Source organism: Mesorhizobium sp. ArgA1, from assembly GCF_053714375.1.
This window is the reverse complement of sequence record NZ_JBSKBQ010000007.1, coordinates 102454-120911: the sequence shown is the minus strand read 5'-3', so window position 1 is coordinate 120911 and position 18458 is coordinate 102454. Positions and strand designations below refer to the sequence as shown.

Here is an 18458-nt window from a genome sequence, read left to right as displayed (position 1 = left end):
CTCCGGGTTGAGGTACTATCTCCGAAGGAGGTCGGTTGGCGGAAAATGAGCTGGCACGATCGCAGGCCTGGAGACATCAAGGCAATCCTGCTGATGCTTGCCGTCTTCGGCGGCCTGGTCGCTGCGATGCTGCTCGGCCTCGGCAAGAACACGGACTTCGGCTTCGGTCCGGAATGGCAGTGTACCCCGATTGCGAAGGGCGACCCGATCTGTGTCAAGCTCATCCCTGGGGATGAGGCCAAATGACTTTTAGCCAGAAAGTGACCGGCACTACCGCCTGATCGTCACCGGCGGCCGCCGCCGTTCCCAGCCCTCGCGTTCCAGCGTCGGCACATCATGTTCCTCGCTGGGATAGCCGAGGCAGAAATAGCCGATCAGCGTCCATTCGGGCGGCGTGTCGAGGATTGCGGCCATCTCGGCCGCATCGAGGATCGACACCCAACCCATTCCGATGCCCTCCGCCCGCGCCGCCAGCCACAGCGTATGCACCGCCATGACGGCCGAGTAGTCGATGGTCGCCGGCATGGTCATGCGGCCGAGCCCGTGGCCCTGTTCGGTCGTGCGGTCGGCGAAAACCGCGAACTGGCAGGGTGCTTCATTGAGGCCGGCAAGCTTCAGCCGGGCATAGAGCGCTGCGCGCTCGCCCGAAAAGCAGGACAGCGCCTCGGCATTGCAGCGCTCGAAAGAGTCTCTCACGGCCGCGCGCCGTTCGGCGCTCTCGACCACCACGAAGCGCCACGGCTGGCTCAGCCCGACGGACGGAGCGATGCTGGCAAGCTCCAGCAGCCGCTCGAGTGTCCCTTCGGGCAAAGCCGTCCGCTCGAAGCGCCGCACATCCCTGCGCCAGCGCAGCAGCGTGACAAGCCCGGCGCGAAAATCGTCGGTGAAATCGGGGGGTGGTGGCATGGCGATTGGGAGGCTTTTGTTGGGAATAGGCAGCAGGCATACAGCGCGGAGACCTTATTGCCTACTGCCTATTCCCTGATCCCTAGGCGGCTGCCGCCTCCACCGTGCGGCCGAGGCTGCCATGAAGGTCGAGGCAGCGTTCGAACCATTGCGCAACGATGTCGCTGTCGTCGAGCAAGCGGTAGGGCGAGGTGATGCGCGCCCATTGCAGCGCGCCAAAGACGATATAGTCGGCAAAGAGCGGCGAGGCGCCGCCGATAAACGGCTGATAGCCGAGCATCGAACGCAGCGGTTCCAGCGCGGCATGGAAACCTGAGAGTCCGGCATCGCGTCCGGCCGTCACCGCTTCCAGCGGCTTGCCGAAGCGCTGCTCGCGGCTGGCGCGGAAATAGGCGGCGTTCTCGTCGTCCTGCATGGCGTGGATGTCGAGCAGCGCGGCCGTGGTGACATAAGGATGGATGGTGAGCTGCGACCAGCGCTCGATGAAACGCGCCATCGCCTTGCCGCCGTCGCCGGCAAACAGCGTCGGCCGCTCGGGATAGGTCTCGTCCAGGTAAAGCGCGATGGCGAAGGAATCGGCCACCACACGATCGCCGTCGCGGATCACCGGCACGGTCTTCGAGATGCCGCCTTCGACCCCGGGTACGTCGAGGAAGCGCGTCGGCAGGCTGGATCTGTCCAGCCCTTTATGCGCAAGCGCCATGGCAATCTTCCAGCAATGCGGGCTGAACGGACGGGTCGTGTCGCGTCCGACGAGTTCATAGAACAGAATGGTCATTGGCGGCTGCGTCCTCGCGGTCTAATTAGGCGCCTGCGGTTGAAGCGGAACTCGTCGGCGGGAAGAAAAGATGAAACAGCATTTCATGATGTTTGCGGCCTACAATCAATGGGCCAATGGCCGCATCTACGGTGCCGTCGCCGAACTTGACGAGGAAGAGTTCAACCGCGACGTCGGCGTGTTTTTCGGCTCGATGATGGGCACCCTCAACCATCTGCTTGCCGCCGACCGCATCTGGATGAAACGCTTCACCGGCGAGGGCGATGCACCGGCAAAGCTTGACGCAATTCTGCACCGCGCTTTGCCTGGCTTGAAGCTGGCGCGCGAGGCCGAGGACAGGCGGATCGTCGACTGGGTCGGGACCTTGAGCGAAAGGGCCTTGTCCGGACGTTTCTCCTATATGACCGTTTCCGACATGCGCACCGTCTCGCAGCGGCTGGCGCCGGCGCTGGGTCACGTCTTCAACCACCAGACCCATCACCGCGGTCAGGCGCACGCCATTCTGACCATTCTCGGGCGGCCTTCGGTGCCGCTCGACCTGGCGTTTTTTCAGCGCACTGACGAAGGCCGCGCCTACGCCTGACGACAGGTGCGCGCGGCAGTCGCCGGCCTGGCGACGGGTGTGCCTTGCCGCGCGTCTGAGAAAACGGCTTTCGCTTTATGGCCACGCCGCAAGCGGCGTGGCCCGTGACGACATCCCCATAGTGCCCGTTTTCGCGCCACGCTGGAGCTTCCGTCATTGACGATTCCGGGTCGCTCGTAGCCGCTTGTGGGAAGAGAAGTTCGCAACACCGGTTTTAGCATGGATTTTTTGTTGGCCGATTTGATAAAATTTAAATCTTTAAGAAGACTCGTATTTATTTTTAGAACAACAGTGCAACAGTTGCAAACTACGATGAAGTAAGTTGGAAAAAATTAAGAAACTTTGAGAACTTCGCGCGCGTACTTAAGCTGCACAAACAAAAACGCGGGACCGATCCCGGATTGTTGCAGTGCAATAAATAGAAGTGTCACAAAGGAGAGTGTCATGACTAGTATTGGAAAGAAACTCGCCAGAACACTTGCAAGCGGCGTGATTGTCGTTATTTTTGCCATTCCCGCAAACGCCCAAAATGTTGGCATTGGTGGCATCGGGAGCGCTTCCGTTGGCAATAGCGGAGCCAGCGCGAATGTGGGCGGCGCCAACGGGGCCAACGGCAGTGTGTCGTTTGGTGGTAACAGCACCAGTGCCAACGCTTCGATCGGCGGCGCTGGCGGCGCAGGTGCGAACGCCACCATTGGCGGTGGCGGTGCCACGGCTTCCATCGGCACAAACGGCACCACTGCCAACGTATCGGTTGGTACCAACAACGGCGTCAATGTCGGAGTCGGCGTTGGAACGCCTGGCACTCCGGGGACCCCCGGCACTCGGGGTATCCCCGGCGTCGTCGCCGACATGTCGAGCAGCCAGATCGCACGCATGAAGAAGCGCTGCATCGATGTGCTCAGCAGCGAGGGCACCTACGACAGCGATCTACGGCAGCTCTGCCTGCTGATCTCCCGTCGCTGAGACGGGTTTCGCGGGAGTGTCGAAACCAGCCGTGAGGCTTTACGGCACTCTCCTACCGCATGCCCCGAGGGACATATGCTGACGAGAAGCCTCCGGCCAGTCGGAAAGCCCGCTACGCAAGTGGCGGGCTTTTTGCGACCGCCGGCATCTTCACGGCGACCGGCCGTGCTTTCTACGGGCTGTTAACCACATTACAATTGAAGGCAAGGTTTTAGGGTTTCATTTGTGTTCCCACTGCAAAATGGCGGACACGGTGGGAGAATGGAATGCGGATCGATCTGTCGCCCACGAGCTGGGGCAGGGTCATAGCGGTTACAGTTGTCGGCACAGCGATCTGTATCGCGGCTGCCTTCTTTGTCGATTCCTACAATTTTCCGTCGCTGTCGCCTGAAGCGCTGCGCTGGGCGCAACTCACCGACCTTTTGCTGCCGCTCGTGCTGGGTGGATCGTTCTTCTCTTTCCTGATGTACAAGATGCGCCAGCTGGCAATTGCCCAGAAGAACTTGGCCATCGTCGCGGCGACCGACAGCCTGACGGCGGTGTTCAACCGCGGCGCGTTTTCGATGCTGGTCGAAGCCTATCTCGAACAGGCCCGCAGCCAGGCCGTCGTCGATGCCGGCGCCCTGCTGATCGTCGATGCCGATCATTTCAAGACTATCAACGACCGTCTCGGCCATGATTGCGGCGATCAGGCGCTCAAGCTGATCGCTCAGACGATCAAGGCTCAGCTGCGCGGCGCCGATATCGTCGGGCGCATAGGCGGCGAGGAATTTGCCATCTTCCTGCCTGGCGCCGACCCGTCGCAGTCCTGGCTGGTCGCCGAGGGGATAAGGCGCAGAATCCGCGAGGTCGAATTTGCCCCGGGCGGCCGCCCTTGTCCGCTCTCGGTGAGCATCGGCGGCGTCGCGTTCAACGGACCCACCACCTATGCCGACATGTTCCTGACGGCCGACCGGCACCTCTACAAGGCCAAATCGAATGGCCGCGACCAGGTCAGTTTCGAGACAACCGGGCCGCGCGGCCTGCTGGCAGGGGATACGACGTTTCACTGAGCGGCGAGCCTGTATGCGTGCGCGGTGCTACAGGAACACCGGAGCGGGGAGGAACTATCTACCTCCTGGCCATCGCGCAAAGAATGCGCTGAAACAGGCTTGCATAGTCCGACAAACTAATTGCGTGACGCCCCTAAATTGCGAGGACCCGGCTTACAAAGCCACGTGTGAATTCCAAAGATGCCAGTTTCGCAACCAAATGACTGCCGAGGAAAGGCCGTATCGCGCGCATGATCAGCCATCGCCTGATCCTCATTGTAGGCGTGATCCTGTCGATAAGCGCAAGTGCTGGCGTCATCAGTTCCGAGCTTCCGCACCGACCTGCAATCCGGTAGGTGCCAGCCGCACTTCGAAAGAAACGCGGCGTTATCAAGTCTCTGGCGTAGTAGCGTCGCAAAGAAACGTCGTCTGGAAATGTCTCCAGAAGCTTGTCTGCGTAGATTAGAGCCGACCTTGCCATTCTTGCGCTGTATGACGCGGACTCACCATGAATGCGCCACGCCGACAAGGCCTCTCTCAGAAACCTGTTGGTGTAGCCCGCCCTGAACAGGCGCAGGAAAAGATCGTCGTCCTCGTAACCGGAAAGCCGCTCGTCAAATCCACCTACCGCCTCGAACGCTTCGCGAGAGATTAGGGAGGCAGATGGGAGAACGTACATGTTCTGGGACAGGCAGTTGTAGATGGTCCGTTTCGGATGTTCTGAACCAAGTCGCTTGAGCATCTGCCGAACCACGAGATTTCCATCCCGATCGTATTCGTCGAGGTCACTGTAGACCCATCCGAATGGACCTATCTGAGGTTCAGGCCTTGCCGCAGCTTCCAGAGTCTCCAGATGTTTTGGGTACCACCAGTCGTCCTGATCAAGAAAGGCGATCAGGTCGCTCTTGGAGTTGCGGACGCCCATGTTGCGGGCCGACGATTGGCCGCCATTCTGTTTTGTCAGGATACAAACCCGATTGTCGCCCTTGGCTATGTCCCGTGCGACTTCGGCACCATCGTCGGTGGAGCCATCGTCGACGATGATCACCTCATCTGGCGGACGAGTCTGCTCGAGGACACTTTTCAGTGACGCTCCAATGAAATCCCGACCATTATAGAGCGGTATGCAGGCAACGATCGATCGTTCCATCAAATTAAACCTTCATTCCGGTCCGTGGACAAAAGACATCAAGCATTGAGTCTTTCATATTGAGGAAGTAAATTTGTGAGATAGGATCGAAGGTTTATAACGTCCTGAACAAGGTTCGACGGTACTTTCACCATGAGATCCTTATTCTCCAATGCGTCAAGAACCGAGAGGGCTCGACGGTTCTGGCCTGCATATTTTAGCGAAAGCGCTTCGTGGTACTTCGCCCGCCAGATCAAATCGGCTTCGACGCCCGCTACCGAGGAATCGATTGAGAGCTTCTTCCGGCACAGCAGATGTGCCGCATGGAGATGCTCGGCCGCGCTCAGATAGTCGCCCTTGTGGATGAGCAGCAGCATTCCGCGATAGTAGGTCGAAGCCGCTATGCAAAGCGGCCACCGGTCGGCAAACTCGGCCAAGGTATTTATGTCATCCAGTTTGGGTCGGGCATCCGCAAGAATTGAAGCGAAGTTCTCTTCGGCCAGTCCGTACTTGCCGTGGTCGATGGCTCCACGAAAAAGGCGATAGCGCAAGCCGATTGCCAACGAGGAACCAGGGATGGCGCGGGCAAGCGCATTCTCGAGATACCCTAGAACCTTACTCTCCCAATTTTCGGTGGGTTGGAATTTGATCGGTTTGCGCGACGCATAGAACAAGGTGCTGTCTGAGCTTTTGTCGACGGACACGAATGGCAATCCCGCTTCATTGAACAGCCGTATCAGCGCTTCAGCGCTGAAGAGGATCGTGTGAGCTCCAGGTGACAGCAGCGCCAAAAGGGTGCTTCGTTCGGTGGCTGGATTGATCCGCTCGGGGTTGGGCGTGGTCAGGACGATTACGCCGTCCTCGGCCAAATACGATGTCAGGATTGTCAGAAAGGCGGCCGCATCGTGAATGTGCTCGATCACCTCCGAGCAATGCACCACATCATACAGATATTGGGGGTTGGCGTTAAGCGGCGCAAAATCGCGGAGGATATCGAGGCCGAGTTGATCTCGCCCCGCGCCGCCATACTGGGAAGGCTCGAAACCCTTGACCTCCCAGCCGGCAATGGTGCGAACGGCATCCAAGGCAAAGCCGAAACCGCAGCCGATATCGACGATTCGGCCCGCGCGACCTTCTGGAACAACCCTGAGGATGTTCCGCGCGACCGTATCGATCGAGGCGTTCATTTCGACGTAGTTGCGGATACCCAGCGGGTCAGTGTGTTCCGTGTAATCGATTGACGGAAACGGGTGATAAATCAGCGACGCACATTGATCGCATCGGTAAAGCGACATCGTTCCGGCACTAAGAACTTTCGCCTTGGCATTGGCGCCACCACACGCTGGACAAACGAATTCCGCCGGGGCCGGCGGGCAGTCGAAGTTTATGAATTTCTTCTCTGGCATCGTTGTGCTCAGTGCTTCGGATAAGCTTTGCTGTGTTCCATGGATTTGCTGCGCTTGAGGGGCCAGGAAACCGCACCATCCGGAAGATCGAAAGTCTTGCGCGCCAGGACATAGGACGCCGCCATGCCATCATGGAGCGCAAATTCGAGCATGGGACCTTTCCGGAAGGTTGGGTGCACATACATTTTCACCGGCGTCGTCATTCCGACTTCGAGGATCTCGAAGCCCATCTCGGGCGCGAACAGGATTTTCAAGCCTTCGCTCGAAATCCGCCAGAAATCGTTGGGCATTTCATGGATCGGGAAGGCTTGCGGCACTGAGTGCAGGGTCAAGCCTCCTGCCTTCAGCACCTTGTTGATCTGGGCCGCCAGCAGCCACGGACAACTAAGATGCTCCATCACAGCGTAAGAGAATATTCCGTCTATTGAACCGGGTTCGAAATGCTCGCTCAGGAAATGTGCGTCCGCCACAACGTCGACGCCCGGCGCTTCATGGATGTCGACACCGATGAATTTGCACTCGGGCTCGAACCGCCGTGCCTGTAGCGAAGACGACGGTCCCACGACACGCGCCCCGATTTCCACAACGACACCGCCGGTCCTCTTCATCTCTTCGACAAAACGCTGGTGCGCGAGCTCCGGCTCGGGAAGGGCAGTATTGACAGGGTGATTGGCCGAAAGTGCGGAGATTTCGAACTCCGCTGAGCCATCGAGCGTCTCGATTTCCAGAACCACCGGCCGGAAAGGACTGCAGGCCAGGTAGGCGGAGAAGCCGCATTTCATTGAATTTAGCGATGGGAAGAAGGGCGCCAGATCGGATCGGTCGTGGAAGTCCAAAACCTCTACCTGAAAATCCCCGCTCCTCAACCGCATCGCAGTGATGGGGAGTTCCCAAGCATGAGCCCAGCCTTTCACGAACACGCCATATGTATCGCACCAGAGATTGTCGATCATATGGACAAATTTTCCGGCAAGCGGTGCTTCGGGAGGCGGTACTGCGGACGGCGGTGCTTCGGGAGGCGGCGCCGCGGAAGGCAGTGAGTTGGATATGTCCAGGGCAGGTTGTTTTCGAAGCGCAAAAAGCTGTTGAAAGCCGAGCCGGCGGGCTACCGTGACCAGAGAGCCAAGATTGTTTCTATTCCAAAAGTTGCCCAGTCGAGACGTCAATATTCCTTGTGTATTCTGCAAGGTCCCACCCATTCATACGCTGATATACTTATGGATTTGCGTTTAATAGCGTGTCCAGCGCACAGGTCGCTTGGTCGTCCTCCCGGTTCACAAAGGCACGTTAAACCCCAAAGCTTGATCACACAATACGCATTGGAGAGTTATGTACATCATGAATCGACATACTTGGAATGAGAGCTTTCGCTAAGCTAAAATCGAGGACGGGTACAATTTTTGGTTGCGGTCACCGACCAATATATTTGTTTTTGGTTGCTCTTAAAAAACTATCGTTTCTGAGATCAACTCCGCACTCGATGCGATATTAAAGAAAAATGGAGCCAAAAATATCGCTATACGGATTGAATCTCGATTTTCTAAAAATTGGGTGATCGGTAGCGGCAAGCCACCGTCAACAATCCGTTCATCCCTTGGCCATTAATCTCTGCCGAACCAATCTTCGGCTTCAACGAGGGCAGGGGTGTCCGATCTCGTAGACCTCAAGGCGGTGCTGGCCATCGCGCTTATCTTCATTCCGCTGGAGAGGCTGTTGCCGCTGCATGCGGAGCAATCGTCGACGCGCCGGCATTGGTTGAACGACGTCGTCTACCTCTTGTTCAACGGCATCATCATCAAGATCGGCCTGCTCGCCTTGATCGGCACAGCGATGCTGGTGCTGCACCGGTTTGTTCCGGCAGCGCTGACCAAGCGGTGCAGTCGCACCGGTCTGGCTGCAGGCGATCGAGGTTCTCGTGCTGGCCGATACCGGCTTCTACCTGGCGCATGGCGCTTTTCACGCCGTTCCGTTCCTGTGGCGCTTCCATTCGATCCACCACAGCATCGAGGAGATGGATTGGCTGGCCGCGCACCGCGTCCATCCTGTCGACCAGATCCTGACCAAATCGGCCTCGTTCCTGCCGGTCTTCGCGTTGGGCTTCTCGACCACCGCCATACTGATCTTCACACTGGTCTATCAGTGGCAGTCGCTGTTCGTCCATTCGAACACGCGCATCAGGGTCGGACCGTTGAAATGGCTTCTGGCGTCACCGCAGTTTCATCACTGGCATCATGCCAATGAGCGTGAAGCCTGGGATAAGAATTTCGCCGGGCAGCTGCCTTTGCTCGACATGCTGGGGGGCACGTTGTTCATGCCCGACAGGATGCCGCAGAAATTCGCCGGGCAGCTGCCTTTGCTCGACATGCTGGGGGGCACGTTGTTCATGCCCGACAGGATGCCGCAGAAATCCGGCACCGATGGCCCGCTCCCGCCGCTCTATCATCAGCAGCTTGCCTATCCCTTTGTCGGCAAAGCCGATCAACTCTTTGTCGGCAGCACCGAACGGCTCGCGCAGCCGGCGAGGCTGGCCGAAGCCTCCCCGACGACGGCCGGCAAGTCCGATTGATCTTTTCGCTGGTCAGGCTTGGTCCAGCCACGCTCAGGCGGCGTAGCCGCCATAGCCGCGCGCGACCGGCTTGACCGAGATGATCGGCTGGACTGCGGGCCAGAGGATGCCCGCCGTGACCGCAAAGGTGATCAAGGCATCGCGCGCGGCTTCAGTCGAGATTTCGCCGGCGCGTGCCGCCTCGCAGGCCTTCACCGCGGCGCCATAGCTCAGGCGCCGGCGCGACGGCGGAAACTCGGTCAGGAAATCGTGCATTTCGAACAGCGAGGAGAGCATGCGTTTGTGGCCGGCGCCAACGGTGACGGCAACCGGGGTGAAGAACATTGCGTCGTGCATTCTGGCCTCTCTGGATGGGCGTAAGAGCGACGGTCGCTCTCCGATCGCGGGTGGGACGCCGAAAAACGCGCCTGGCGGCCCGAGGTTCCCTGACAGCGAATTTTGCTTTCGACGCCGTTCCCTGGGTGGCGCCGGCCGGCGGCTATTTCCACATGCCGCGCATGCGGGCGCCGAGGTCGACCCGGACTTCAGGTCTGTGGCGCGGATCGTCCTTTGCGTGGACGCTCGCCCACGAGGTCTGTTCGAAGGCGCCGAGGATCGAGGCCGGGATGAAGCGGCTGCGCGAGGCATAGACGTTGCGGTCGCCGCGCGCCGGCTGGTTGTGCGGATAAAAGCGCTGCGGCGTCACCAGGTGCAGGCCGTCCTTGGCGCGCGTCATCGCGACGTAAAGCAGCCGGCGTTCTTCCTCGATATCTTCCCTGGTGCCGACCCCGAGATCGGCCGGGATGCAGCCATCGACGGTGTTGAGCACGAAGACATTCTTCCACTCCTGGCCCTTGGCTGAATGGATGGTCGACAAGATCAGATAGTCCTCGTCGCGATGCGGCGGCCCGGCCTGGTCGCTGGTCGCATCCGGCGGATCCAGCGTCAGTTCGGTCAGGAAGCGCTCGCGCGAGGCGTAGCCCGAGGCGATCTGCTCGAGCTGCATGATGTCAGCTCGCCGCGTCGTGGCGTCTTCGTGCATGCGCTCGAGATGCGGCTCGTACCACAGCCTGATCTGTTCGAGATCGGCCGGCCATTTTCCTGTCCGGGCGCGCAGGCCGGAATAGAGCGCAACGAAGGCCGGCCAGTCTTCCGACGCGCGTTGCGGCGGCCGGCAGCGGGCCAGCCCCATCGCTTCGTCGAGCGACGTCGCCATGGTCTCTACCACGGCGCTGGCCGCTGAAGGGCCGATGCCGGGCAGTAGCTGCAGCACGCGAAAGCCGGCGACGCGGTCGCGTGGGTTCTCGGCAAAGCGCAGCACCGCCAGCACGTCCTTGACGTGGGCAGCGTCGAGGAATTTCAGCCCGCCGAACTTGACGAACGGGATGTTGCGGCGCGTCAACTCGATCTCCAGCGGCCCGCTGTGATGCGAGGCGCGAAACAGCACCGCTTGCGATTTGAGCATCGTGCCGGCCTCGCGCTCGGCAAGGATCGCCTGGCAGACATAATTTGCCTGTTCGGCCTCGTCGCGCACGCTGACCAGTTTTGGCTTTTGCGAGGATTTGCGCTCCGACCAGAGGTTCTTGGTGAAGCGCTCCGACGCTTCGGAAATAACCGCGTTGGCCGCAGCCAAAATGGTCTCGGTCGAACGGTAGTTGCGCTCCAGCATGATGACATCAGCGGCTGGCGCGAATTGCTGGGGGAAATCCAGGATGTTGCGCACCTCGGCGGCGCGAAACGAATAGATCGACTGCGCGTCGTCGCCGACCACCGTCAGTCCGGCGCCGTCCGGCTTCAGCGCCGAAAGGATCGAGGCCTGCAGCCTGTTGGTGTCCTGGTATTCGTCGACCAGCACATGGTCGAAACGGAAGGAAAGATGCGCGGCGATTTCAGGCTCGGCGGCCATCTGCGCCCAGTAGAGCAGGAGGTCGTCGTAATCGAGCACATTCTGCGCCTGCTTGGCCTCGACATATCCGGCGAACAGCTCTTTCAGCTGTTCTGCCCACCCCGCGCACCAGGGAAACGCCGAACCCAGCACCTCGCCGAGCGGCACCTGCGCGTTAACAGTGCGCGAATAGATCGCCAGGCACGTACCCTTGGTCGGAAAACGGCTTTCGGTCTTCGAAAAGCCGAGCTCATGCCGAGCAAGATTCATCAGGTCTGCGGAATCCTCGCGGTCGTGGATGGTAAAGGCCGGATCGAGGCCGATCGTCAGTGCATAGTCGCGCAGCAGCCGGGCACCGATGCCATGAAACGTGCCCGCCCAGGCCAGCGCGTCGGCGATGACGGACGCATCGCGGCCCAGCACCTCGGTGGTAATGCGTTCGACCCGCCTGGCCATTTCTGTGGCGGCGCGGCGCGAGAACGTCATGAGCAGGATGCGTCTCGGATCGGCGCCCTTGACGATCAGATGCGCAACCCGATGGGCCAGAGTGTTGGTCTTGCCGGAGCCTGCACCGGCAATCACCAGCAACGGCCCGGCGATCTGCCCGTCACCATGCTCGACCGCCAGCCGCTGCTCGGCGTTGAGCTTGGCGAGATAGGCGGGCTGCAGGGTCGAATCATTGATGGCGATGGTCATCGCCCATCAAGCATCGTTTCCGCTTTGTTCGCAACGGGCTAGCGCTGCCCCCGGTCTCTGCCGGGCCATTATCCCTGTGGGGATGGCTGGCCTATTTCCGCGGAGCGACGCCCATTGCCGCCGACTGGCGTCGCAAGGCGCGTTCGTCACCGGGCATCGGCAGCGGTTCGAAATCGTCAGGCACGGCGTCGATCACCTCCTTGGCGAGGCGATAGGTAGCATAGGCGACAAGGCCGGCAATGAGCAGACGGATCATGGCGCGATCTCCTTTGCTTCAACCAACCGCAGAGGCGGCGTTTTGTTCCAGCCGGTGACGCGGCCCGATGCGGTGTGCAACCAAAGCCGAACCACCTCGTTGCCTTTACGGAGGAGAGGGCAAACCCAGGAGGTTGCCATGAAGAGGCTTCTAATTCTGTTTGCCGCAGGCCTGACGCTGGCGGCCTGCGACGGCGACATCCAGCCAACCAAGGCTCCGGTGCTCGATCAAACCCCGCAGACGGAGTCGGCGCCAAAGCCGGCAACTGGTGGCGATCAACCGTCACCGGCGCAATGATCGTCTCAAAATAGGGGGTGAAGCGAAACGGCGCCTGAGGGAAGAAGGCCGGCGCCGCTTGGGAGGAAGCTGAAAGCGCCGGCCAAGCGGGGAAACAGGCCCGCCGCGCGACCGAATATAGCTGAGTCTTTCCTCTGCGTCATGAGGTGAGCCGCATCGCCCCGCTTCATGACGGCGCTCCTGCTCAAAATTGGCAGAAAGACCCTGGAAGAGATCATAGCGCTGAGCCCTCGGCAGGAGCGACCTCAGGCCATCGCCTGCCGCAGCACCGGGCCGCTGGCGATCTCGGCGTCCAGTTGGCACTGCGTCAGCGTAGCCTCGGCCATGATCCACTGCTTGAACAGTTCCACCTTGCGCGCGTAGGGCGCGGTGACCGGGCTGACGAAATACCAGCCGGCGGTGTTGGGGTGATGGACGGCAAACGGCGCCACCAGCCGCTCGGCGCGGATGTCGCTCGCCATATAGGCGCGGTTGGCAACTGCAAAGCCCATGCCGGCATTGGCCGCCTCATAGGACATCATGCAGGAATCGAAAAAGATGCTCTTGGCCTCGCCGAGCACGGAACTCGCGCCGGCAAAACCCAGCCACGACTGCCAGTTCTGTGTGCAAGTGTCGGAATGCAGCAGTGTGAAATGCCTGAGGTCGTCCGGCGTCACCTTTGACAGGGGCTTGTCGCCGAGAATCTCGTAGAACAGCCTCCTGCTGCATACCGGCGTCAAATCCTCCTTGAACAAGAGATCCGCGGTCAGGTCGGGAAAGCTGCCGTCTCCATAGCGGATCTCCAGGTCGAACTCGGAGGTGGCGAACTCATGCGTGGCATAGGAGGTCGAGACCCGCATCTCGATTTCGGGATATTGCCGCTGGAACAGCGGCAGGCGCGGAAACAGCCAGCGCGCGGCGAAAGTCGGCAGCACCGAAATCTTCAGCACATGCGCCTGCGACTGTCCGGTCGCTTCCATGCTGGCTGCCACGATCCGCTCCAGCGCCTCGCGAACGCGCGACACATAGGTCTCGCCCTCGGGCGTCAGAGAAACCGCATTGCCGCCGCGCTCGAAGATCTTGAAACGCAGCTGGTCCTCGAGGCTTTTGACCCGCTGGCTGACCGCGGAAGCAGTAATGAACTGCTCTTCTCCGGCGCGCGTGAAGTTACGGTGCCGCGCGGCACTTTCGACGATCTTCAGCGAATTGAGGTTGACCTGACTGAGCAGACGCACGGGTTTCGACCTTAAGCTGGGCTTACAGTAGCACCAGCATTCCTAATTTTACAGGGGTGGGGAAATTAATCGACTGTTTACCAAGTGACGCCCCCACCCTGGAGAAGTAGAATGAACGCCCATACCATTCCCGATTTGCGCTATGCGATGAGCCGTGAAGCCATTATCGGTCACGAAACAGCCTGGAAAGTGTCGAGTTTTGGCGTTGCGCAGTATCTGCACGGCTACGACCCGGCGTTGCTGGCGGCGATCGAGGAAGCGGCGTTGAAGCTCAAGTCCAGCCACGCCGTCCACAAGCATCTCGATCTGACCTTCATCACCGGCGCCGACCGCTTCATTCCGGAGATCAGGGAACTGCTGCATGACAAGCTGCGCTTGGAACGTCTGTCCGACATGATGGGCACCAAGCTCGAGCCTTACCCGCTGTCGATCGTCGGCTCAACCGTCACTTTCATGAATCCCAAGGACGGCGCCGTCGATTGGCATTGCGACGGCGTTCCGGTCACCGAACTCATTCCGCTGTCGATCAGCAATCCGCTGGTTGGCGGCCATCTCGAAATCTACTGCGACGATTCCGAGACCGGCCGCGCCATCCTCGAATCCGGCAGCGAGATCCCGCGCAACCGTATCATGCGTATCGATCATAAGATGAACTACGCAACGCTTGGACAGTTTCTTGGCGTTCTGCACCGGACGGCGCCGATCCAGTTCGGTGACCGCGTCACGCTGGTGCTCAACCAGCGCTCGGTGGCCAAGCCCTATGTCGATGACAACCGCATGTTTTATCTCGCAGCCGACAATGACCAAGATCGTGCATGGGTCAACGAGCTGGCCGAAGACGTCTGGACAAACCAGCTGCCGGCCTATCGCCGCTTCGAGGAAGAACGTCCGGTTGCGGCAGCGACCGATGCGCCGTTCCCGGGCGGCTCAAGGGAATCATGGTAGCCAGAATCATGGTAGCCAGAGCATAGAAGTGGACACCGGTTTGACCGTCGGTTCGGAAGAAATCATGGTCGGCGACACGGGCAGGGCGCCATCCCGGCCTTCCCGGGATGGGTCGGGCTCGCCATCGGCGCTGGTTTTTGCCGTTGGCGCGGTCGCGCTGTGGTCGACCAACGCGCTGGTCGGCAAATCCCTGCTGGCCAGCCACCCGGTGTCGCTGGTGCAGTTGCTGCAGTTTTGCGGAGCGGCGCTGGTGTTCGCCGTGATCCATTTGGCCAGCCGCAGGAATGCGGCGCCGGAAAACGCGGCCACGACCGCCCACGCGGTCGCGGTCGGCGTCATCGGTCTGGTCGGCACCATGGTGCTGCAATACATCGCCTTTGCCTCCATGCCGGTGATCGAGGCCAACCTCGTTGCCTACACCTGGCCGCTGATGGTCGCGGCGGCGGTCATCGTGCTGGGCAAGCCACAGCGCCCCGTGCTCCTCGGCTTGACTGCCGTGGTCGGCTTTGTCGGCGTGGCGCTGGTGATTTCGGGTGGTCGCGGCCCGTCTTTTCTCCAGGGCAGCATCGTCGGCTATCTCGCCGCCTTCGGCTCGGCGCTTTGCATGGCGTTCTATTCGATCGCGGTCGCTCGCCTGGCCACATCGTCGGAGCGTTTGCTTTTGCCTTCGGCACTGGTCGGCGTCGGCCTGACCTTGCTTTGGTGTGTTCACGACGGCGCGGCTTGGCCAACTGGCGCGGACCTTCTGCTTGGCCTCTATCTCGGCGCCGGTCCGATGGGGCTGGGCTACTATTTCTGGTCGCGCGCCTTGAAGCTCGAAGGTGGCGGCAAGGTTGCGGTTGTCGCCTATCTGACGCCGATCGCCTCGACGCTGCTGCTGACGCTGTCCGGTGAAAGGCTGACGCTGACCGCGATTGCCGGTGCGGTCCTCGTCATCGGCAGTTGCATTGCGGTGGGCATTGAACGCTCGGAGGCTGAAAACCATGCTTGACGACGATGAACGCCTCGCCAGACAGGAAGCATACTGGCTGATCAAGGAGTTCGGCGCCGAGGCGCCGCTCTATGCCGCGATGAAAGCCGAAAAGGCGATTGAGCAAAAGGATTTCGGGCGATGCGCCCGCTGGAAACGTATTCTGGAGATATTGGCCGATTCCAGACCCGTCAGCTCCGCAACGGCGAAATTGGCCGCTTCGAAGTATTAGATTTTCTAATTTGCAACGTTGCAACCTGATGTGGAAACATCCTCCTGTACCGATTCTTGATGATTTATTGACCCTTAACGACCCACTGGGGGGGTGCTGTTAAGTGGATACATCGAGAACACTCTTCAAAAAAAGGCCGGCAACTGCATCACCGGCGGGAGAAAAACAAATTGCAAACTCTCGACAATAAGACTGCTATTGAACTGACCGCCGACATTGTATCGGCCTATGTCGGCAACAATCCACTGCCAGCTTCTAGCCTACCGGATTTGATCGCAAGCGTCAGCGCATCGGTTCGCAAGTTGGGCAGTGCGGTTGCCGTGGAGAGCCCTGCGCTTAACCCGGCCGTCAATCCGAAGCGTTCGGTGTTTCCTGACCACATCGTCTGCCTTGAGGATGGCAAGAAATTCAAGTCGCTGAAGCGGCACTTGATGACCGATCATGGGCTCAGCCCGGACGAGTATCGCACCAAATGGAGCCTGCCGTCGGATTATCCGATGGTTGCGCCGAACTATTCCGCGACCCGTTCGGCATTGGCCAAATCCTCGGGCCTCGGCCGCAAGCCGGCCGTCCCGGCCGCGGCCAAGCGCAAGACGAAGGCCTGACCCAGGTCGTCTCTGAAAGTTATCAGTTTGCAGTCATGGACGGCGCGCTTCAGGCGCGCCGTTTTCATGCCTTATGCCCCCGCCGGCCCCCAAGCCCTTGCGAAGCGCCGCCCTCCCGTGCAAAAGCCCCGGCATGCTTATCATCAACGACCTTTCGCTCCGCATGGCCGGGCGCCTGCTTCTCGACCATGCCTCGCTGACCTTGCCGGCAGGCACCAAGGCTGGCCTCGTGGGCCGCAACGGCACCGGCAAGACGACCTTGTTCAAGGCGATCACCGGCGATTTCCCCTCCGAGACCGGCTCGATCAGCCTGCCCAAGAATACTCGCATCGGCCAGGTGGCGCAGGAAGCGCCGGGCACCGAGGAGCCTTTGATCGAGATCGTGCTCAAGGCCGATCTCGAGCGCTCAGCGCTGCTCGAGGAAGAAAAGACCGCCACCGACGCGCACCGCATCGCCGACATCCATATGCGACTGGCCGATATCGACGCGCATTCGGCGGAATCCCGTGCCGCGACCATCCTTGCCGGCCTTGGCTTCGATGACGCCGCGCAGCGCCGCCCGGCCTCGTCCTTCTCTGGCGGCTGGCGCATGCGTGTGGCGCTCGCCGCCGTGCTGTTTGCCGAGCCCGACCTTCTGCTGCTCGACGAACCGACCAACTATCTCGATCTCGAAGGCACGCTGTGGCTGGAAAACTATGTGTCGAAATATCCGCACACCGTGCTTCTGATCTCGCATGATCGCGACCTGCTCAACCGCGCCGTCAACTCCATTGTCCATCTCGACCAGAAGAAGCTGACCTTCTGGCGCGGCGGCTACGACCAGTTCGAGCGCCAGTACACCGAGCAGAAGGAGTTGCAGGAGAAGGGCCGCGTCAAGCAGGAAGCCGCGCGCAAGCATATGGAGTCCTTCGTCGAACGCTTCCGCGCCAAGGCTTCGAAGGCCAGGCAGGCGCAGTCGCGCATCAAGGCGCTGGAGAAGATGAAGCCGATCGCCGCGATCGTGAACGACACGGTGCGGCCATTCTCCTTCCCCGAGCCGGTGAAGACCGTTGCCTCGCCGATCATTGCCTTGAACAACGTCAATGTCGGCTACACCGAGGGCCAGCCGATCCTGAAGAAGATGACGCTGCGCATCGATGCCGACGACCGCATCGCGCTGCTCGGCGCCAATGGCAACGGCAAGTCGACCTTCGCCAAGCTTCTGTCGGGCCGGCTGAAACAGGAAACCGGCACCATGACAGTTGCGCCTGGGCTGAAAGTGGCTATCTTCGCCCAGCATCAGCTTGACGATCTCAGGCCGGATGAAAACGCTTATGAGCATGTTCGCCGGCTGATGCCGGAGGCGCCGGAATCCAAGGTGCGTGGTCGCGTCGCCCAGTTCGGTCTCACAACCGAGAAGATGAACACCGCCGCCAAGGATCTGTCCGGTGGCGAGAAGGCGCGCCTTTTGATGGGCCTGTCGGCCTTCGAGGGGCCAAACCTGTTCATCCTCGACGAACCGACCAACCATCTCGACATCGACAGCCGTGAATCGCTGATCCATGCGCTGAACGAATTTCCCGGCGCCGTCATCCTGATCTCGCACGACCGGCATCTTCTGGAGGCTACGGCCGACCGGCTGTGGCTGGTCAAGGACGGCGCGGTCAATCCGTATGATGGCGACCTGGAGGACTACAAGACGTTGGTCACCGGCGTGTCCGGAGACCGCCGAGGCAAGCGCGAGGCCGAGAAGGCATCAAAGGCCGATCGCCGCCGCGATGCGGCCGCGCGCCGCGCCGCCTTCGAGCCGCTGGCCAAGGAGATCCGCGCCACCGAGGCGCTGATGGACCGCATCCGCAAGCGCATCGATCTGATCGAGGACGAACTCGCCAATCCGGCCGTCTATGAGAAGGACCCGTCGACGGCGACCCGGCTCGCCAAGGAGCGCTCGCAACTGGCACAGCAACTGGCCGGCCATGAAGAGAAGTGGCTGACCATGTCGGCGGAGTATGAGGAAGGCACGGGGGAGTAGGGC

20 protein-coding genes are annotated in these 18458 nt (G+C 60.5%); 11 read left to right on the top strand and 9 right to left on the bottom strand.

Annotation, left to right across the window (positions count from 1 at the left end; translation table 11 throughout):
- Positions 1-45: 45 nt before the first annotated feature.
- Positions 46-246 (top strand): hypothetical protein, encoded by a 201-nt coding sequence (locus tag ACWGTI_RS17605; protein WP_454588288.1) that lies wholly within the window; start codon positions 46-48, stop codon positions 244-246.
- Between the two features lie 24 nt (positions 247-270).
- Here the strand turns inward: ACWGTI_RS17605 and bluB are convergent, their stop codons facing one another.
- On the bottom strand, positions 271-906 hold the full coding sequence (gene bluB, locus ACWGTI_RS17600; RefSeq protein ID WP_454588287.1) for a 5,6-dimethylbenzimidazole synthase: 636 nt from the start codon (positions 904-906) through the stop codon (positions 271-273).
- 82 nt (positions 907-988) lie between these two features.
- Positions 989-1684 (bottom strand): glutathione S-transferase family protein, encoded by a 696-nt coding sequence (locus tag ACWGTI_RS17595; RefSeq protein WP_454588286.1) that lies wholly within the window; start codon positions 1682-1684, stop codon positions 989-991.
- A 70-nt stretch (positions 1685-1754) separates the two neighbouring features.
- Here ACWGTI_RS17595 and ACWGTI_RS17590 point away from each other — a divergent pair, with 70 nt between their 5' ends.
- The 3 genes from ACWGTI_RS17590 to ACWGTI_RS17580 all read left to right on the top strand — a co-directional run bounded on the left by ACWGTI_RS17590 (position 1755) and on the right by ACWGTI_RS17580 (position 4285).
- The gene (locus ACWGTI_RS17590; protein WP_454588285.1) at positions 1755-2267 is read left to right on the top strand and encodes a DinB family protein; all 513 of its coding nucleotides are present in this window, start codon (positions 1755-1757) and stop codon (positions 2265-2267) included.
- A 444-nt stretch (positions 2268-2711) separates the two neighbouring features.
- Positions 2712-3233, top strand: coding sequence for a hypothetical protein (locus tag ACWGTI_RS17585; RefSeq protein WP_454588284.1), 522 nt, complete (start codon positions 2712-2714; stop codon positions 3231-3233).
- 266 nt (positions 3234-3499) lie between these two features.
- Positions 3500-4285 carry a GGDEF domain-containing protein gene (locus ACWGTI_RS17580; protein ID WP_454588283.1) on the top strand — a complete coding sequence of 262 codons (786 nt, stop codon included), beginning with the start codon at positions 3500-3502 and terminating at the stop codon, positions 4283-4285.
- A gap of 133 nt (positions 4286-4418) precedes the next feature.
- Here the strand turns inward: ACWGTI_RS17580 and ACWGTI_RS17575 are convergent, their stop codons facing one another.
- From ACWGTI_RS17575 to ACWGTI_RS17565, 3 genes are read right to left on the bottom strand one after another with little or no spacing between them, the layout of a single operon-like run.
- On the bottom strand, positions 4419-5414 hold the full coding sequence (locus ACWGTI_RS17575) for a glycosyltransferase family 2 protein (protein ID WP_454588282.1): 996 nt from the start codon (positions 5412-5414) through the stop codon (positions 4419-4421).
- 38 nt (positions 5415-5452) lie between these two features.
- Entirely contained in the window at positions 5453-6799 is a 1347-nt protein-coding gene (locus ACWGTI_RS17570; RefSeq protein ID WP_454588281.1) for a class I SAM-dependent methyltransferase, read from the bottom strand.
- Between the two features lie 8 nt (positions 6800-6807).
- The gene (locus ACWGTI_RS17565) at positions 6808-7752 is read right to left on the bottom strand and encodes a methyltransferase domain-containing protein (protein WP_454588280.1); all 945 of its coding nucleotides are present in this window, start codon (positions 7750-7752) and stop codon (positions 6808-6810) included.
- Between the two features lie 962 nt (positions 7753-8714).
- Between ACWGTI_RS17565 and ACWGTI_RS17560 the strand changes: the two genes are divergently transcribed.
- Positions 8715-9365 carry a sterol desaturase family protein gene (locus tag ACWGTI_RS17560; RefSeq protein WP_454588279.1) on the top strand — a complete coding sequence of 217 codons (651 nt, stop codon included), beginning with the start codon at positions 8715-8717 and terminating at the stop codon, positions 9363-9365.
- Between the two features lie 33 nt (positions 9366-9398).
- On the opposite strand, the gene ACWGTI_RS17555 is transcribed toward ACWGTI_RS17560, so the two are convergent.
- From ACWGTI_RS17555 to ACWGTI_RS17545, 3 genes are all read right to left on the bottom strand, one after another.
- Entirely contained in the window at positions 9399-9701 is a 303-nt protein-coding gene (locus ACWGTI_RS17555; RefSeq protein WP_454588278.1) for a DUF982 domain-containing protein, read from the bottom strand.
- Positions 9702-9843: 142 nt separating this feature from the next.
- A complete protein-coding gene (locus ACWGTI_RS17550; RefSeq protein ID WP_454588277.1) occupies positions 9844-11925 on the bottom strand; it encodes an ATP-dependent helicase in 2082 nt (693 codons plus the stop codon).
- A gap of 91 nt (positions 11926-12016) precedes the next feature.
- Entirely contained in the window at positions 12017-12181 is a 165-nt protein-coding gene (locus tag ACWGTI_RS17545) for a hypothetical protein (protein WP_454588276.1), read from the bottom strand.
- A gap of 138 nt (positions 12182-12319) precedes the next feature.
- Here ACWGTI_RS17545 and ACWGTI_RS17540 point away from each other — a divergent pair, with 138 nt between their 5' ends.
- Positions 12320-12478 carry a hypothetical protein gene (locus ACWGTI_RS17540; RefSeq protein WP_454588275.1) on the top strand — a complete coding sequence of 53 codons (159 nt, stop codon included), beginning with the start codon at positions 12320-12322 and terminating at the stop codon, positions 12476-12478.
- Between the two features lie 245 nt (positions 12479-12723).
- Here ACWGTI_RS17540 and ACWGTI_RS17535 read toward each other — a convergent pair whose 3' ends face one another.
- Complete coding sequence (locus tag ACWGTI_RS17535; protein ID WP_454588274.1) at positions 12724-13692, bottom strand: LysR substrate-binding domain-containing protein; 969 nt, start codon at positions 13690-13692, stop codon at positions 12724-12726.
- Between the two features lie 111 nt (positions 13693-13803).
- On the opposite strand from ACWGTI_RS17535, the gene ACWGTI_RS17530 reads away from it, so the two are divergent.
- From ACWGTI_RS17530 to ACWGTI_RS17510, 5 genes are all read left to right on the top strand, one after another.
- Positions 13804-14637, top strand: a complete 834-nt coding sequence (locus ACWGTI_RS17530; protein ID WP_454588273.1) for a hypothetical protein — start codon at positions 13804-13806, stop codon at positions 14635-14637.
- A gap of 64 nt (positions 14638-14701) precedes the next feature.
- A complete protein-coding gene (locus ACWGTI_RS17525; RefSeq protein WP_454588408.1) occupies positions 14702-15628 on the top strand; it encodes a DMT family transporter in 927 nt (308 codons plus the stop codon).
- Entirely contained in the window at positions 15621-15839 is a 219-nt protein-coding gene (locus ACWGTI_RS17520) for a hypothetical protein (protein WP_454588272.1), read from the top strand. The genes ACWGTI_RS17525 and ACWGTI_RS17520 overlap by 8 nt, the downstream gene beginning before the upstream one ends.
- Positions 15840-16009: 170 nt before the next feature.
- Positions 16010-16444: a MucR family transcriptional regulator gene (locus ACWGTI_RS17515; RefSeq protein ID WP_454588271.1), complete on the top strand. Its 435-nt coding sequence runs from the start codon at positions 16010-16012 to the stop codon at positions 16442-16444.
- 133 nt (positions 16445-16577) lie between these two features.
- On the top strand, positions 16578-18455 hold the full coding sequence (locus tag ACWGTI_RS17510) for an ABC-F family ATP-binding cassette domain-containing protein (RefSeq protein WP_454588270.1): 1878 nt from the start codon (positions 16578-16580) through the stop codon (positions 18453-18455).
- The last annotated feature ends 3 nt before the right edge of the window (positions 18456-18458 follow it).

What these genes read in the sequence shown, in the direction of transcription:
- ACWGTI_RS17605 (WP_454588288.1), top strand. Translation starts at nt 46, where the DNA reads ATGAGCTGGCACGATCGCAGGCCTGGAGACATCAAGGCAATCCTGCTG.
- bluB (WP_454588287.1), bottom strand. Translation starts at nt 906, where the DNA reads ATGCCACCACCCCCCGATTTCACCGACGATTTTCGCGCCGGGCTTGTC.
- ACWGTI_RS17595 (WP_454588286.1), bottom strand. Translation starts at nt 1,684, where the DNA reads ATGACCATTCTGTTCTATGAACTCGTCGGACGCGACACGACCCGTCCG.
- ACWGTI_RS17590 (WP_454588285.1), top strand. Translation starts at nt 1,755, where the DNA reads ATGAAACAGCATTTCATGATGTTTGCGGCCTACAATCAATGGGCCAAT.
- ACWGTI_RS17585 (WP_454588284.1), top strand. Translation starts at nt 2,712, where the DNA reads ATGACTAGTATTGGAAAGAAACTCGCCAGAACACTTGCAAGCGGCGTG.
- ACWGTI_RS17580 (WP_454588283.1), top strand. Translation starts at nt 3,500, where the DNA reads ATGCGGATCGATCTGTCGCCCACGAGCTGGGGCAGGGTCATAGCGGTT.
- ACWGTI_RS17575 (WP_454588282.1), bottom strand. Translation starts at nt 5,414, where the DNA reads ATGGAACGATCGATCGTTGCCTGCATACCGCTCTATAATGGTCGGGAT.
- ACWGTI_RS17570 (WP_454588281.1), bottom strand. Translation starts at nt 6,799, where the DNA reads ATGCCAGAGAAGAAATTCATAAACTTCGACTGCCCGCCGGCCCCGGCG.
- ACWGTI_RS17565 (WP_454588280.1), bottom strand. Translation starts at nt 7,752, where the DNA reads ATGATCGACAATCTCTGGTGCGATACATATGGCGTGTTCGTGAAAGGC.
- ACWGTI_RS17555 (WP_454588278.1), bottom strand. Translation starts at nt 9,701, where the DNA reads ATGCACGACGCAATGTTCTTCACCCCGGTTGCCGTCACCGTTGGCGCC.
- ACWGTI_RS17550 (WP_454588277.1), bottom strand. Translation starts at nt 11,925, where the DNA reads ATGACCATCGCCATCAATGATTCGACCCTGCAGCCCGCCTATCTCGCC.
- ACWGTI_RS17545 (WP_454588276.1), bottom strand. Translation starts at nt 12,181, where the DNA reads ATGATCCGTCTGCTCATTGCCGGCCTTGTCGCCTATGCTACCTATCGC.
- ACWGTI_RS17540 (WP_454588275.1), top strand. Translation starts at nt 12,320, where the DNA reads ATGAAGAGGCTTCTAATTCTGTTTGCCGCAGGCCTGACGCTGGCGGCC.
- ACWGTI_RS17530 (WP_454588273.1), top strand. Translation starts at nt 13,804, where the DNA reads ATGAACGCCCATACCATTCCCGATTTGCGCTATGCGATGAGCCGTGAA.
- ACWGTI_RS17525 (WP_454588408.1), top strand. Translation starts at nt 14,702, where the DNA reads ATGGTCGGCGACACGGGCAGGGCGCCATCCCGGCCTTCCCGGGATGGG.
- ACWGTI_RS17520 (WP_454588272.1), top strand. Translation starts at nt 15,621, where the DNA reads ATGCTTGACGACGATGAACGCCTCGCCAGACAGGAAGCATACTGGCTG.
- ACWGTI_RS17510 (WP_454588270.1), top strand. Translation starts at nt 16,578, where the DNA reads ATGCTTATCATCAACGACCTTTCGCTCCGCATGGCCGGGCGCCTGCTT.